A 15,174-nucleotide genomic window follows, 5' to 3' on the forward strand; every position below is an offset into this window, starting at 1 on the left:
GCGCTGCTTGTCCCTGAGGGCTCTAGACCTGTGTTGCCATAACCTCACGTCAATCGGCTTACCCACAACCGACAGAGCTTCTTTTTTATGCACAATCACAATCATGAGCACAGCCACAGCCACGCCGACCATTTCAACACTCACAATCGCGCCTTCGCCATTGCCGTTGCGCTGAATCTGGGGTTTGTGATTATCGAGGTGGTATTTGGCGTGCTGTCCGGGTCACTGGCCTTGCTGGCGGACGCCGGGCACAACCTGAGTGACGTGCTGGGCTTGCTCATGGCCTGGATTGCCAGTTGGCTGGCCGGGCGTAAAACAACCGAACGCAACACCTATGGCTTGAAGAAAACCACCATTCTGGCGGCCCTGTTCAACGCCCTGTTTCTGATTGCTGCAGTGGGCGGTATAGCCTGGGAGGCCATACGCCGCTTTGGCGACCCGGCCGAAGTGGATGGCATGACCGTCATCGTTGTGGCGGGCATTGGCGTGCTGATTAACGGTGTGACCATGCTGCTGTTTCTGAAGGGCCAGAAAGGCGACCTGAATATACGCGGCGCATTTCTGCACATGGCAGCAGATACCGTGGTATCTGTAGGCGTGGTGGTTGCGGGCGTGCTGATCATGGCGACCGGCGCAAACTGGATTGACCCGGTGGTCAGCCTGGTGATTGCCGCGGTGATCTTCATCGGCACCTGGCAACTGCTGAAGGATTCTATCAGCCTGGCCATAGACGCCGTTCCGCGGACTATAAACTCGGCCAACGTTGCCGACGCTCTCAGCCGCTTGCCCGGCGTGGAGTCTGTGCATCATTTGCATATATGGGCTTTAAGCACCACCGAAAACGCGCTGACCGTGCATCTGGTAAAACCCGACAGTCGCGACGATGACGATATCATCCAGCAAGCCAACCGCATGTTGGCGCAGGATTTCAATATTGCTCACGTCACCATTCAATGGGAACGCAACCACAGCCGCTGCCCCAACAAGATTGATGACGATGTTGACGCCGGAGCCAGCATCTAAAACGCCAGCGCCACCATTAACGGAATGATCACCAGAGCTACTACCGTAGACAACAGCACTGTACCGGCGGCCTGTTTTACCGATGTATCCAGCATGGTGGCGATGACCACCGTATTGGCCGCAATCGGAGTGATGGAAATCAGGAAAATGGCTTTGTGCACAGCGTCTGAATAGACCCCCATATGGGTCGCATCCAGCCACCAGAAGGCACTGGCCAGCAACGGCCAGGACACAAACTTGCCAAAAAATGCCAAAGCGGTAAAACGCAGGTCGCCCGCCAGCCCGCGAAAGCTGGATATGCTCATGCCGATAATCATCATGCCCAGAATACTGTAGGTGCCGCGCAAATTATCGAACAGCGGTTCGAACACCAGCGGAATATCAACGCCCGACAGATTCAACATTACCGCCAGCGCAAACGCATACACAGACGGCAACCGTGCCACCCGTTTAAGCGCGTCGGGCACGCTGTAACGGCCCCGGGCCGCCAGATAAAACCCCACCGAGCTTTCGTAAAGCGCCGTGCCCAGAACGCACACAATATAAATCGCCAGCCCTTCTTCGCCGAATAGCAGTAGCGCCACTGGTACGCCAAAATACCCGCCATTAGGGCTGCCAACGCACAGGGGCATAAGCGCAGCGCTGCTGTCGCCAATCCAGCGCCGGGCCAATGCCTGGTGGGTAATGCCCAGAAAACAGCAAAAACCAAACACCAGAAACGGCAATAAAATGATTTCGGTGGACAAGGGTGCCGCCATCACGCCAGAAAACACGATAGACGGCGTTACGATGTACAACATCATCCCGGCGATATGGCGGCCACTGACTTGTAAATAGCGCCCGGCCAGCCAACCTAGCACCACGGTAACGTAGAGCGGTGTCAATTTGAAGAAGAGCGCCAACGCCGCTGCCATGAAAACTTCATCCCGATTCTTGAAGCGGGCAAGTCTAGCACCGCATTCATCCCAAGACAGCTCGGAAAAACTATGCAGAGCTGAACTATTGGCGGATTTTTGCGTATTTAAGACATTGTGATTAATACCAAACTGAAATCACCGAACGTTAACGATCAGAGTCATTTTGAATACACGTTTTCTGCTAGGCTGTTTGAGTAATTGCATCACTGAGGAGTAGGCAACGCCATGAACAGTATTTTCCAGCCTGAAGTGTCCTCATCGCCCTGCCTGCTGTCGGAGCAACATCCGGATATGGTCAAGCTACCACACACGCCCCCCGAAACGATTTTGCTTAACAGCTTGAGTCGGGTTTTTGGAATCCGCCTGAGCGACAACAAGACGGCGTCAGAAAGCCTGCTTTTGAGTGGTTTGGCCCGCTTATTCAGCGTGCGCAGAATCGATGCTGAAACTGTGATGGAAAAACACGACCGCCCTTGGGCCAATGTTTATCTGATTCAGTATGGCGTGGTGCGCATGTTTCGCGAAACCGCAAGCGGTAAGGTAGCCATTCACCATTTTTTTTCGGAAGGCGATATCATTTGGCCGGTGTTCGGTCGCAGCCGCACCGTGCGAAATACCTTGTGCCTGAACAGCAGTATGCCGGTCACCGCGTGGGTGGCAGATTTCGCCGCATTTCGCTCGGAAGTGCAAAGCCACGGTGAGGGCCAATGGCCCAAATTTGCGCTGGCACTGACAGAAGAACTGGCCGAATTAGCCAGTATGCGCGAGTTTCGAAAACACACCATGCCCGCAAGCGAGCGCTATGCACTGATGCAGGAAGAGTACCCGGAGCTCACAAAACGGGTGCCAGACAACCAATTGGCTGCCTGGCTCGGGGTTGTACCCGCTACCTTCTCGCGCCTGAAAAGCGCGGCGTCAGGTCACCGTAAAAACAGCTAAAGCACATCACTGCGGCTGGTTCAATCAGAAGGCCCACACCGTGACCATCAACAATGCCCAAGCCAGAAACGACGCTGCCATCACCGTATAGGCAGCGGACATGGCTTCAACGTCTGTATCCGGGCGATTACTCAGTGCCTTCAGCCCGTGGTAAATCAGTGTGCACGATAATCCCATTGCGATAAATACAACCACCACATTGAATGCCAAAGACGGCACCAGTAAAGCCAACGAAGACAGCCAAAGGGGCACAGGCGCAATGGCTGCCAGCAAATACGCGTCGGCATAATTGATAGCCAGGTCTTTACCGGCGACGACTGAATGAATCAGCCAGCCCATGACAAAAAAGGTCAGCAGTTCGGCCAGAAACAAGATAGTGGTGATGAAGCGCCATTCTTTGCCGGCAAAACCGGCCATAAAATGTTCGCCGTAGTGGCTGCCGGCGTAATACAGCAACACCGGTGGCAACAGGGATAAAGGCAGCACCAGAGCCCAGGCCAGCAATGGAATGGATAGCTGGCGGCGCTGCAGTTCATGCCAGGCGCCATTGCTGTGAAAGGGTAACTGCAAAAGCATGGTCAGGTTCATGGCATATCTCCGTTCGACAGTATCAAAGTATGATACATCTGAGATATATGTAGCCCCGTAGGCCGGCTGTCAGCAAGGCACTGAGATGACTTAGAACAAGTCGCCTACTTTGACACCCGTTTCTATTATTACCAATGAACCCTTAAACCACCTGCCGCACAGGTTTCCCGGAACGAAACGCTGCCGCATTTTCTGCCACCTGACCCACGATCCGCTGCCGCGCCTCCTGACTACCCCAAGCGGTGTGTGGTGTGACAATCAGCCGTGGAATGTCCTGCGCCAGTAATACGTTGCCATCCACCGGGGGCTCTTGGACCAGCACATCCGTTGCCGCTCCACCCAGGTGGCCCCGGCGCAGCGCGGCAGCTAGTGCCTGCTCGTCAATTAAACCGCCGCGCGCGGTGTTCACAATGAATGCGTGGGGCTTCATTTTCGCCAACTCTGCCTCGCCGATCAGGTGCCGGGTGTTTTCATTCAACGGGCAATGCAGCGTAATGGCATCGGCCTGCTGCAGTAACTCGTCCAAGCTTACCCGTCCTGCTTTTGGCGGACGGCCCGGTAGATTGGCGGCAATCACCCGCATACCCAAAGCTTCGCCCAGACGCGCTACCGCGCTGCCAATCTCACCGCTGCCCAGAACACCCAGAGTTTTTCCATCCAGCTCCACAATCGGAAAATCCAGAAAGCAGAAATGGGTAGACGTTCCCCAACGCCCCTCTCGAACTGCGCTCTGATAGTCAGGCAGGCGTGTCGCCATCGCCAGTAGCAACATCAGGGTGTGCTGAGCAACGGTGGCGGTGCCATAACCCTGGCAATTACACACCGTAACGCCGGCTTCTTCTGCGGCTTGCAAATCCACATTATTCAAACCTGTGGCCGCCACCAGAATCAACTTCAAATCCGGGCAAGCCTTCAGCACATCGGCACTGAGCATCACTTTATTCACAATCGCTACTTGCGCGCCTTGCAGGCGCGGAATGATCTCGGCGGAAGATGTGTGCTCGTAGCAGTCTAGTTTTGAGAACACATTGCGCAATGGTTTCAGGTCAAGATCGTTCTGGTTCAAAGACGTGACATCAAGAAAAACCGCGTTAAATGCAGACATGGTTGAACACCTGAAAAGTGAGAGCGTGAATTATCGGCCGCGGAGCTTGAGGCTGCAACATTGCGCCTATCCTACTGACGAGTAGCAACCTGACGGATAGTTCAACTACAACGGCTCAATTTTAGTAACCTTAGCACTTGTTCCCAAATACTTTGTGGATGTTCCAATGCCAACCCGTCGCCCCCAGGCTTTCTGGCTGTTTTTCCCCGCCGCAGCGCTCCTGGCCGCTGCCGCGGTGCCGCTGTCAGTTTGGGCAGTGCTAGGCGGCGGCGGTTGGCCTGCGGGGCTTTTGAATACTGGTCATGGCCACGAGATGATTTTTGGCTTTGCCCTGGCATTGATTGCCGGCTACACCTTAGGGCCGCAATCGCCGGAGCGCCTGTATCTGTTATTTGCCTTGTGGCTGGCGGCAAGAATCAGTTGGTGGTTTATGCCAGGTACTCTGTTAGCCAATACACTCAGCCCTGCGTTTGCCCTGGCTCTGGCTGCGGTGGTGCTGCCGCGGTTTCGTGCCGCCAAAAAATGGCGCAACAAAATGGTAGGGCCACTGATCGGCACGCTGGCAATCATGGCGGTTGCATTCGGCCTGAGCCGCACCGCTATCTGGCAAAGTGAAATAGCGGAGGTTGGCCCATTTCGCATCATGCACGCGGCCATTATTGGCCTGCTATTGCTGATGACGTTTATGGGCGGTCGCATATTGGCGCCTTCGGTGGCCAACACACTGGATAAAAAAGGCGTTGCCCTGAGTGCTCGCCTGCAACCGAGGGTGGAAGGTACGTTAATTATTCTGTTGGCCGCAGCCCTGCCTTTTTCCCTGATACCTCCGTTGCAGCAGGCGGCCGGGGCTTTGTTGATTGCAGCGGCCTTGATCACGGCGGTAAGGCTCGCGCGCTGGAAGCTGTGGCGCTGCCTGGAAAGGCCCGACTTGATGGTGTTCGCAGCCGGTTACAGCTGGCTGGTGGTCGGCGGCCTGCTCTCCGGTATTGCGCTACTGAGCGGGCGCCCGATGAGCGCCAGCCTGCACCTGATTACCATTGGCGCGCTGGGTACACTGGCCGGCAGTGTAATGCTGAAGCTGGCCTGGCAGCGCGCCTGCCGCCAATTGCCGCCAGCGAACCGCACAGTGCCATTGGCTATTGCTATCGCCGTAGCCACCTTACTGCGTTTTCTGGCCGGTACCGAACCCTTCAGTCATCCACAGATACTGTGGTGGTCGGCTGCTTTGTGGGCCGGAGTATGGCTGCTGATGGCGTTTGAACTGCTGCAACTGGGTAAAATAGCCCGGCAACGAGTGGCTACCTCTACTGCGCCAGCGTGACCTAGCAACTACCTAACGCTAGGTATTACTCGTTCAAGCTTCTGATTTTTAAATAGAAAAATGCCCGTCAACAAGCGCTCAAAGTCCTTTTGAAATGTTCACCAGAATGCCTCCCCTCGTCTTTGATCTTTATCAAGTCTGACTACCCACCGCTCTCTGCACAATAGTGCCAAGTAGCCTGATAGCGCTTTTGCGCGCTGGCAGGCCGGGTATCATAAGGAGCACAATTATGGGCAAACTCAACGGCGACATTGAACACTGGGATGTCGAAAACGAAACCTTCTGGCAACAGACTGGCAAGAGCGTTGCTTCGCGCAATCTGTGGATCTCTATCCCCAGCTTGCTGATGGGTTTTGCGGTATGGCTGATGTGGGGCATGATTACCACTCAGATGAAAAGTCTGGGTTTTCCCTTTACCATCGACCAGCTCTTCACCCTGTCGGCCATCGCCGGCCTGGCCGGCGCGACACTGCGCATTCCCGCATCTTTCATGATTAAGATTGCCGGTGGCCGTAACACCGTGTTCCTGACCACCGCTCTACTGATGATTCCCGCGGCCGGCACCGGGTTTGCCCTGATGGACCCGGATACGCCGTTCATTGTGTTCCAGGCTCTGGCGCTGCTGTCCGGTATTGGCGGCGGTAACTTTGCCTGCTCGATGAGTAACATCAGTACCTTTTATCCCAAAAGCAAACAAGGCTATGGGCTGGGCATGAACGCCGGGCTGGGCAACTTTGGTGTGACCACCATGCAGGTGGTGATCCCGTTGGTCATGACCGTGGGTGTGTTCGGTGCGCTGGCTGGCGGCCCCTTGGCGCTCCAGGCTCCCAGCGGCACTCTGATTGGCCGCATTGAAGCGGGAACCAACACCTGGATCCAGAACGCCGGTTTTATCTGGTTGGTATTTTTGATTCCGCTGGCTTTTTTAGGCTGGTTCGGCATGAACAACCTGAAAGTGGTTACTCCGAACCCGGGCTCGCCAACTTCAGCTTTCAGCAAAATCTTGGGTCTGTACGGCGTAGGCTTGGCCACCTCTGTTGTGGGTGTGTGGGCCTTAACCGTAATGAACATGTGGCTGGCGCTGCCGTTGACCATCGGGCTGACTGTTGTATTGCTGCGCCTGATTCCCGGCGACATCAAACCCAACATCATGAATCAGTTTTCGATCTTCAACAACAAGCACACCTGGTCGATGACCGTTCTGTACATTCTGACTTTCGGTACCTTTATTGGTTTCTCGGCTGCGCTGCCTCTGTCTATCAGCGTCATCTTCGGCAATATGATGGATGTGGCCGCGGATGGCACCGTCACCCGCGTGGTGAACCCGAATGCGCCGAGTGCACTGACCTGGTCCTGGATTGGCCCCTTGGTCGGAGCCCTGATTCGTCCGGTGGGCGGCTGGATTTCCGACAAAGTGGGAGGCTCCATTGTCACCCAGATTATTTCGGTGATTATGGTGTTCGCGTCGATCGCCACCGGCTACGTGATGATGCTGGCTTACAACTCCACCGACCCCAACAGCCTGTTTCTGATTTTCATGATTCTGTTCATCGTGATTTTTGCAGCCAGCGGCATCGGCAACGGTTCGACCTTCCGCAGTATTGGTTATATCTTCGACCAGCAGCAGAAAGGCCCGGTACTAGGCTGGACCAGCGCGATCGCCGCCTACGGCGCCTTCATTGCACCCAAACTATTGGGCCAGCAGATTCAGGCTGGCACCCCAGAGCACGCCATGTACGGCTTCGCGGTGTTCTATGCCCTGTGTTTGGTGGTGAACTGGTGGTTTTACCTGCGCAAGGATGCTTATATCAAGAATCCTTAGAGGCGTTAGCCGTTCAAAAACTGGGCCAGGCGCTCACGCACAATGAACTCGGTCTCGGACATAATGCGCTGGATAAGCTCATCACAGGTGGGAATGTCGTGAATCAGTCCTGCTACCATGCCGCAGCTCCAGGCCGCTTCATCCATCTTGCCTTCCTGAAGAACCAGGCGACCTTTGGCTCCGGTCACCAAATGGCGGATATCATCGATGCTTTCAGACTCACCCTTTTCTTTTTCAATTCTTTCAATTTCCTGAACAGCAGCATTGTTCATGACCCTTTCCGTATTGCGCAGATTGCGCATGATCAGGCGGGTCTGAAGCTCGTCGGCCTTAACAATCGCGCGTTTAACGTTATCGTGAACAGGCGCTTCTTTGGTCGCTAGAAAACGGGTGCCCATGTTCATGCCTTCAGCCCCCAGCGCCATGGCAGCTACAAGACTTCGGCCATCCGCCATGCCACCTGACGCGACGAACGGAATTGTCAGTTCATCAGCTGCTCGGGGCAGCAGAATAAAATTCGGTATATCGTCTTCGCCCGGATGCCCGCCGCATTCAAAACCATCGACACTGACAGCATCACAGCCGATTTTTTCCGCTTTCAGTGAATGCCGCACAGAAGTGCACTTGTGAATGACCTTAATCCCGGCCGCCTTAAACTGGGGCATGTACTGTTCCGGGCTGCGCCCTGCTGTTTCAACTGCTTTTACACCGCCTTGAACAATCGCATCAATATATTCCAGGTAAGGGGGTGCATTAAAGGAGGGTAAAAAAGTCAGGTTCACCCCAAACGGCCTATCGGTCATTTGATGGCAGCGCGCAATTTCCCGCGCAAGATCTTCCGGTGTCGGCTGTGTCAGCGCTGTAATGATGCCCAAACCACCTGCGTTAGAAACAGCCGCAGCCAGCTCAGCGTAGCCCACGTGGTGCATGCCACCCTGAATAATGGGGTGACGAATACCAAACAGTTCAGTAATTCTGGTCTTCATAACGGGTTTCTTCTTTTATCATTAGAATGGATTTAAACGTCAGCCTAATGCCCAGTTCACCAATTATTTTTCGCGTTATTGTGATCATCAGACCAAGGCTTTTGATTTTTTGTCCATTGTCGGTACTCGCTTCCGGGTTTCTAAAACTGATCTTCAAGAATCTCCAGAGCGGTAGAATCGACGGCTTTCAGCAGTTCCGCAGTGCTCAACACGCTTGATAATTCATACCGGGCAAAGTATTCGCAGGCTTTGATTTTGCCTTGGTAAAAGGCCGGCGTCTGTTCGCCTTTGCCCGCCAGCCCTGCTATCGCTTTAAGGGCTTGGCGAAGCCACAACCAACCAACCACAACCTGGCCAAAAGCATCAAGATAAAGCGTAGCATTCGCCAACGCTTTCTCTTTGTTGCCCTCGGTTTTCTCGTGATTGATAACGTCTGTAGCTTCCTTAATGGCCTTCATCGCCTGTTCAAGACGGCCAGCAGATTCTACAAGCCGCGACTCCTGCCTGGCATCACCAATGGTTGCCTCAATGCGCCCCATCAGCTCCTGATAAAACCGACCGCCTGCCACGGACACTTTCCGGTTCAACAGGTCAATACCCTGAATACCGTGAGTGCCTTCGTGAATAGCATTAAGCCGGTTATCGCGGTAGAACTGTTCCACCGGATATTCCCGGGTGTAGCCGTAGCCGCCGTGTACTTGGATCGCCAGGCTGTTAGCTTCGAGGCAATAGCGCGAAGGCCAGGATTTGATCACCGGCGTCAGCAAATCGAGCAATCCTGCTGCCAGACTGCGCTGATCTTCGGTGGCGGCGAATTTCTTCTCATCCACCCACATCGCGCCCTGCAGGCACAGAGCCAACCCGCCTTCCACATACGCTTTTTGTGCCAGCAGCATACGGCGGATATCCCCGTGGCAAATCAATGGCACTTGCGGCGCAGCCGGATTTCTTTCCCCGACCGGCCGGCCCTGATGACGCTCCCTGGCGTACTCCAGCGCGTGCAGGTAACCGGTATAGCCAAGCATGACAGAGCCTAAACCAACACCAATGCGCGCCTCGTTCATCATATGGAACATGGCCGCCAGGCCTTTGTCAGCCTCGCCCACCAGGTAACCGACTGCACCGTCTTTTTCACCAAAGTTGAGCATAGTAGAGGTAGTACCCCGGTAGCCCATCTTGTGAATTAAACCCGCCAGCGCCACATCGTTTCGCTCACCAAGACTGCTGTCTTCATTAACCAGGATTTTAGGCACTAAAAATAGCGAAATGCCCTTAACACCCAGAGGTGCACCCGGTAGACGAGCGAGCACCATGTGGATAATGTTCTCGCTCAATTCGTGATCGCCACCGGAGATATAGATTTTGCTACCGAACAGACGGTAAGTTCCATCCACCTGAGGTTCTGCGCGGGTACGCAGATCACCCAGGGAGGAGCCCGCGTGGGACTCAGTCAGGCACATGGTGCCGAAGAACCGGCCAGCCATCATAGGCTCTGCAAAGCGGACCTTTTGTTCTTGCGAACCCTGCACCATTATAAGATTGGCGGCAGCGATGGTCAGGCCGGCATAACCCTGAGTGCCAACGTTAGCGCCTTTAAGCATTCCCACACACATCTGCGCTACGGCGGCAGGCAGCTGCATACCACCAAGCTCGTAGTCTTGACCCGCCGCCATCAGGCCTGTATCTCTCAACACATCCAACGCTTTTCTTACTTCCGGACGCATCGTCACACGGCCGTTTTCAAAGCGCGGCTCGTCCTCGTCCACCAAGCGCGCATGGGGCGCAAATTCCTCTGCGGCAACCTTCAATGCCAGATCAAGCGCGGACTGAAGCGTTTCCCGACTGTGATCGCAATAGCGATCAAAACTTAAAAACTTCTCGACGTTATGAAGCTCGTAAAGCTGGAACGCCAAGTCCTGCGGATTGATGATCTTTTGCTGCACGTTTTGACACCCTCACCATGTTTGTTATTTTTGACGGTTAGCCACCGAGCGCTATTGGCGATCAAACCACTTCAAACAAACCTGCGGCCCCTTGGCCGCCACCAATGCACATGGTCACCACAACGTATTTGGCGCCGCGACGTTTACCTTCAATCAAAGCGTGGCCGGCAAGGCGAGAACCCGTGACACCGTAAGGATGACCAATAGAAATTGAGCCGCCGTTAACATTCAGTTTTTCCATCGGAATGCCTAAACGATCACGGCAGTACACAACCTGAGAGGCGAAGGCTTCGTTCAGCTCCCAGAGATCGATATCATCCATGGTCAAACCGCTGCGCTCCAGCAGACGCGGAATGGCAAAGACCGGGCCAATACCCATTTCATCCGGCTCACATCCGGCTACCGCGAAACCACGGAAGATGCCCATGGGCTCAATATTATGTTTCTCGGCATAGGTGCTGTTCATCACCGTGCACACTGATGCACCGTCGGATAGCTGGCTGGCATTGCCGGCGGTAACAAAATGACCGTCGCCACGCACTGGGCTGAGGCCCTGCAGGCCTTCAAGCGTGGTGTTAGGGCGATTGCACTCATCGCGGGTGAGAGTGACGTCTTTCTGGCTGATGTCACCGGTTTCTTTATTTTTGACCAGCATGGTGGCATCGAACGGCACAATTTCCTGGTCGAACTTCCCGGCTTCCTGGGCAGCGGCGGTGCGTTGCTGGGAGATCAGGGCGTATTCGTCCTGAGACTCCCGGCTGACGTTGTAGCGCTGGGCAACGATGTCCGCGGTTTCGATCATCGACATGTACAGTTCAGGCTTGTGCTTCATCAGCCACTCGTTGGTCGCATGAAAGCTGTTAAGCTTGTCGTTCTGCACCATCGAGATCGACTCCACGCCGCCGGCAACCATGACCGGTACTTTTTCAAAAATGACACGCTGAGCAGCAATAGCAATAGATTGCAGACCGGAGCTGCAAAAACGGTTGATCGACAACCCGGCGGTCGTTACCGGTAAGCCGGCACGAATAGCGGCCAGACGAGCGATGTTTTTGCCCTGGGCACCTTCTTGAAAAGTGGCGCCAAGAATCACGTCCTCGACAATAGCGGGATCGATACCAGCACGTGCCACTGCATGTTTAATAACATGCCCTGCAAGGTCCACACTGTGCGTGTTGTTAAAAGCACCCCGGTAAGACTTGCCAAGAGCGGTACGTGCGGTAGAAACAATAACGGCGTCTGACATAAAATTTACCTCGAAATAAAAATAGGGTGCCTGCCGGTTAAAGGTAGTTAGCAGACTTACAAGTCGCCGAATTTCTTTCCCTCAGCAACCAATTTCTTGAGCAAATTAGCGGGTTTCCACTGTTCACCACCAACATCACCATGGTACTTCTCAACCGCCGCCAGAATCAGATCCAGACCAACCTGATCCGCCCAGAACATCGGGCCACCACGATAAGCCGGGAAACCATAGCCGTAGATCCAGACCGCATCTATATCCAGAGCGCGGTCAGCTACGCCCTCTTCCAGAATCTTGGCTGCCTCATTCACCATCACATACATGCAGCGCTCAAGAATTTCCTGATCCGTAATTTCACGTGAACTAATACCCTGTTCGTTACGGAAATCTTCGATGATCCGCTCCACTTCAGGGTCAGGAACAGGAGTGCGGCTGCCCTCTTCGTAGGCGTACACACCTTTCATGGTTTTCTGGCCAAGACGATTTTGCTCGGCAAGCTTATCCATCCAGCTGCGCGCTACCTGCTCGCCGGCATTGCGAAGCTCTTCACGAATCCGATAACCAACATCGATACCCGCCAGGTCAGACATCGCAAACTGACCCATGGGGTAGCCCAGGTCCGTCAACACCTTGTCTACCTGTTGCGGCGTGGCGCCTTCATTAACCAGCGCCATAGCTTCGGTGCCACGCTTGTGCAGCATGCGATTGCCAACAAAGCCGTGGCAGTTGCCCACCAGCACACCTACTTTTTTGATCTTCTTGGCCATCGCCATCACGGTCGCCTTCACCTCATCAGAGGTTTGACTGCCACGAACGTTCTCCAACAATCTCATCACGTTGGCCGGACTGAAAAAGTGCATACCCACAACATCTTCCGGACGCTTGGTCGCGGACGCGATTTCGTCAATGTCCAAAGTAGAGGTGTTGGAGGCCAGAATGGCTCCGGGCTTACAGACGCCGTCCAGTTTTGCGAAAATCTCTTTTTTGACCGCCATGTTTTCAAACACAGCCTCAATCACCAGATCCACGCTTTTAAAATCGTCATAGCTCAGACTGCCGGTGATCAACGCTATCCGGTCTTCGACCTGCTGCTGAGTGATGCGCCCCTTTTTCGCAGAGTTTTCGTAATTCTTACGAATAATGCCCAGCCCTTTGTCCAAGGCTGCCTGCTTCATCTCCACGATGGTGACGGGGATACCGACGTTGGCAAAGTTCATGGCAATACCACCGCCCATGGTACCGGCGCCGATGACACCGACGCTGTTCACATCGCGTACCGGCGTATCCTTCGACAGACCTTTTACTTTGGAAACTTCACGTTCGGCAAAGAACGAATGAATCAGACCATCGCGCTGGGGAGAGTCCATGCATTCCATAAACAACTCGCGCTCGCGCTTTATGCCGTCAGCGAACGGCAAGTTAAACGCCCCTTCAATGGCATCGACACACTTGAACGGAGAAAACTGACCACGAGCTTTCTTTTGCAACACCGCACGGAACTGCTCAAACACGTCGCTGCCTTTGTCGGCCGCGATCTTGTCCGTCAAATCACGAACCCGGCGCACCGGCTTACCCTCATCGGCAATCTGCTGTGCGTAGGCAAGGCCTGCCGCTTTTACGTCATTACCATCGTCAACGGCATCTACGATGCCAAACGCAAGAGCGTCTTTAGCACCGACAAACTCACCTGAGGTAATCATTTCCAACGCTTTTTGCGCTCCGGTCAGGCGCGGCAAGCGCTGAGTACCACCGGCGCCCGGCAACAGGCCAAGTTTCACTTCCGGCAGGCCAACCTTCGCACTGCTCAATGCAACCCGGTAATGGCAACCAAGAGCCATTTCCAGCCCGCCACCCAGCGCCGTGCCATGGATCGCTGCAACAAGAGGTTTGTCACTGTTTTCATATTGTTCAACGACTGCGGGCAGCCCCGGTTTCTGCATGGGCTTGCCAAACTCACGGATGTCTGCACCCGCAATAAAGGTACGGCCTTCACACACCAGCAAAAGCACCTTGGCGTTTGAATCTTTTTGCCCTTGCTCCACCGCAGCAACCAGGCCGGAACGTACGGCGTGACTGAGGGCGTTGACCGGCGGGTAATTCACGGTAATCACGCCAATACTGCCTTCACGATTGTAATTTACGACCTCAGACATAACCTCTCCCTCGCTTTATATGAAATATAGTTTTAACACGCGAAACATACATACGATTTAATACAAGTTCTCTCCGGGTTTCAACCACCATTTAAAACCAGGCACAAAAAAACCGCAGAACGAATCCTGCGGTTTTATGTGAAGCTCGGGGTAATGCGCCAGGCCTGGCGCTCCGGAACCGGATTAAACGCCGAGCGTCTCAATGTCACTTGCCAGCAAGGCCAACTGGTGGGCAATAGAGCCACGAAGCTTCTCAGCGGGCACCAAGTAGGAAGGCGCGGCACAGGTCAGTGTCATGATCGTGCCATCTTGTAGATGAACAGGCACACCGGCGGAATTGATATTGCGATCCCACTCACCGATTGAAAGACAAAAGCCATACTTCTTATAGTCTTCCATGGCGCGGTCCAGCCCTTCCTTTTTTTCAGGCCAGGATTCGGGACCGTACTTCACCTCCATCGCATCTTCAATAACCTTACGCCCTTTCTCTGCAACCGCACAATAATAGGCTCTACCTGCAGACGTGGTCGCCATGGGCAGCTTGATACCAATATCCATCCGCAGCAAAGAAGCCTCCGGAGGCAAGCGGTTTTCGACATAAATCATGTGCAGCCGGTCACGACAGGTCAAACCCACAGACATATTGGTCTGGCGCGCGAATTCATCCATGTAAGGCTTGGCTAACTGGCGCACTTTCAGGTTGGAAACGTACGCATAACCCAATGCCAACACCCCGGAGCTGAGCTGATATTTTTCCAACTGGGTGTTGTAGCTCAAATATCCTAACTTGGTCAGGGTGTATGTCATACGGGATATGGTTGGTTTGGGCAGGCCGGTAAGCCGGGCAATATCCTGATTACCGAGAATGACAGAACCCTGACTGAAAGCACGCAGCACATCCAGGCCGCGGGACAGCGCTTCGACGAACTTTCGATCTTTCTCCTGCTTCACTGGTTCGCCGTCACCGGAAGCGGTCACAAGCTCCGGTAAAGTAGCTTCTGCTTTTGACATAATGTGGCGTCCTCCAACAACGTCGTCTGCCCCAGTTCCGGGCTATAAGTTTGGTATATACAAAGTGAACGGCATTCTAATCGTTGACGAATGCAAGTACCACAAACTCAGACCAAACCCCGC

The 15,174-nt window shown here is 54.2% G+C and carries 12 protein-coding genes; 4 read left to right on the plus strand and 8 right to left on the minus strand.

Features of this window, described 5'->3' with window-relative positions:
* The first annotated feature begins 87 nt into the window (after positions 1–87).
* A complete protein-coding gene (locus MIH19_RS17865) occupies positions 88–1,023 on the plus strand; it encodes a cation diffusion facilitator family transporter (protein ID WP_249006138.1) in 936 nt (311 codons plus the stop codon).
* Here MIH19_RS17865 and MIH19_RS17870 read toward each other — a convergent pair.
* Entirely contained in the window at positions 1,020–1,937 is a 918-nt protein-coding gene (locus MIH19_RS17870) for an AEC family transporter (protein WP_249006139.1), read from the minus strand. The genes MIH19_RS17865 and MIH19_RS17870 overlap by 4 nt on opposite strands.
* A 228-nt stretch (positions 1,938–2,165) precedes the next feature.
* Here MIH19_RS17870 and MIH19_RS17875 point away from each other — a divergent pair, with 228 nt between their 5' ends.
* On the plus strand, positions 2,166–2,879 hold the full coding sequence (locus tag MIH19_RS17875) for a Crp/Fnr family transcriptional regulator (RefSeq protein WP_249006140.1): 714 nt from the start codon (positions 2,166–2,168) through the stop codon (positions 2,877–2,879).
* Between the two features lie 24 nt (positions 2,880–2,903).
* Here the strand turns inward: MIH19_RS17875 and MIH19_RS17880 are convergent, their stop codons facing one another.
* Positions 2,904–3,467: a Yip1 family protein gene (locus MIH19_RS17880; RefSeq protein WP_249006141.1), complete on the minus strand. Its 564-nt coding sequence runs from the start codon at positions 3,465–3,467 to the stop codon at positions 2,904–2,906.
* A gap of 142 nt (positions 3,468–3,609) precedes the next feature.
* Positions 3,610–4,572, minus strand: a complete 963-nt coding sequence (locus MIH19_RS17885; protein ID WP_249006142.1) for a 2-hydroxyacid dehydrogenase — start codon at positions 4,570–4,572, stop codon at positions 3,610–3,612.
* 166 nt (positions 4,573–4,738) lie between these two features.
* Between MIH19_RS17885 and MIH19_RS17890 the strand changes: the two genes are divergently transcribed.
* Both MIH19_RS17890 and MIH19_RS17895 read left to right on the plus strand, forming a co-directional pair.
* Entirely contained in the window at positions 4,739–5,893 is a 1,155-nt protein-coding gene (locus MIH19_RS17890; RefSeq protein WP_249006143.1) for an NnrS family protein, read from the plus strand.
* 229 nt (positions 5,894–6,122) lie between these two features.
* On the plus strand, positions 6,123–7,715 hold the full coding sequence (locus MIH19_RS17895; protein ID WP_249006144.1) for an antiporter: 1,593 nt from the start codon (positions 6,123–6,125) through the stop codon (positions 7,713–7,715).
* Positions 7,716–7,720: 5 nt separating this feature from the next.
* On the opposite strand, the gene MIH19_RS17900 is transcribed toward MIH19_RS17895, so the two are convergent.
* The 5 genes from MIH19_RS17900 to MIH19_RS17920 form a co-directional block, all read right to left on the minus strand.
* Positions 7,721–8,701 (minus strand): nitronate monooxygenase family protein, encoded by a 981-nt coding sequence (locus tag MIH19_RS17900; protein WP_249006145.1) that lies wholly within the window; start codon positions 8,699–8,701, stop codon positions 7,721–7,723.
* Between the two features lie 140 nt (positions 8,702–8,841).
* A complete protein-coding gene (locus MIH19_RS17905) occupies positions 8,842–10,644 on the minus strand; it encodes an acyl-CoA dehydrogenase (RefSeq protein ID WP_249006146.1) in 1,803 nt (600 codons plus the stop codon).
* 61 nt (positions 10,645–10,705) lie between these two features.
* Positions 10,706–11,890 carry an acetyl-CoA C-acyltransferase gene (locus MIH19_RS17910; protein ID WP_249006147.1) on the minus strand — a complete coding sequence of 395 codons (1,185 nt, stop codon included), beginning with the start codon at positions 11,888–11,890 and terminating at the stop codon, positions 10,706–10,708.
* A 56-nt stretch (positions 11,891–11,946) separates the two neighbouring features.
* Entirely contained in the window at positions 11,947–14,040 is a 2,094-nt protein-coding gene (locus MIH19_RS17915; protein ID WP_249006148.1) for a 3-hydroxyacyl-CoA dehydrogenase NAD-binding domain-containing protein, read from the minus strand.
* Positions 14,041–14,223: 183 nt separating this feature from the next.
* The gene (locus MIH19_RS17920; protein ID WP_249006149.1) at positions 14,224–15,051 is read right to left on the minus strand and encodes an IclR family transcriptional regulator; all 828 of its coding nucleotides are present in this window, start codon (positions 15,049–15,051) and stop codon (positions 14,224–14,226) included.
* Positions 15,052–15,174 lie beyond the last annotated feature (123 nt).

The sequence above is a fragment of the Marinobacter sp. M1C genome, assembly GCF_023314135.1.
Lineage (GTDB): Bacteria > Pseudomonadota > Gammaproteobacteria > Pseudomonadales > Oleiphilaceae > Marinobacter.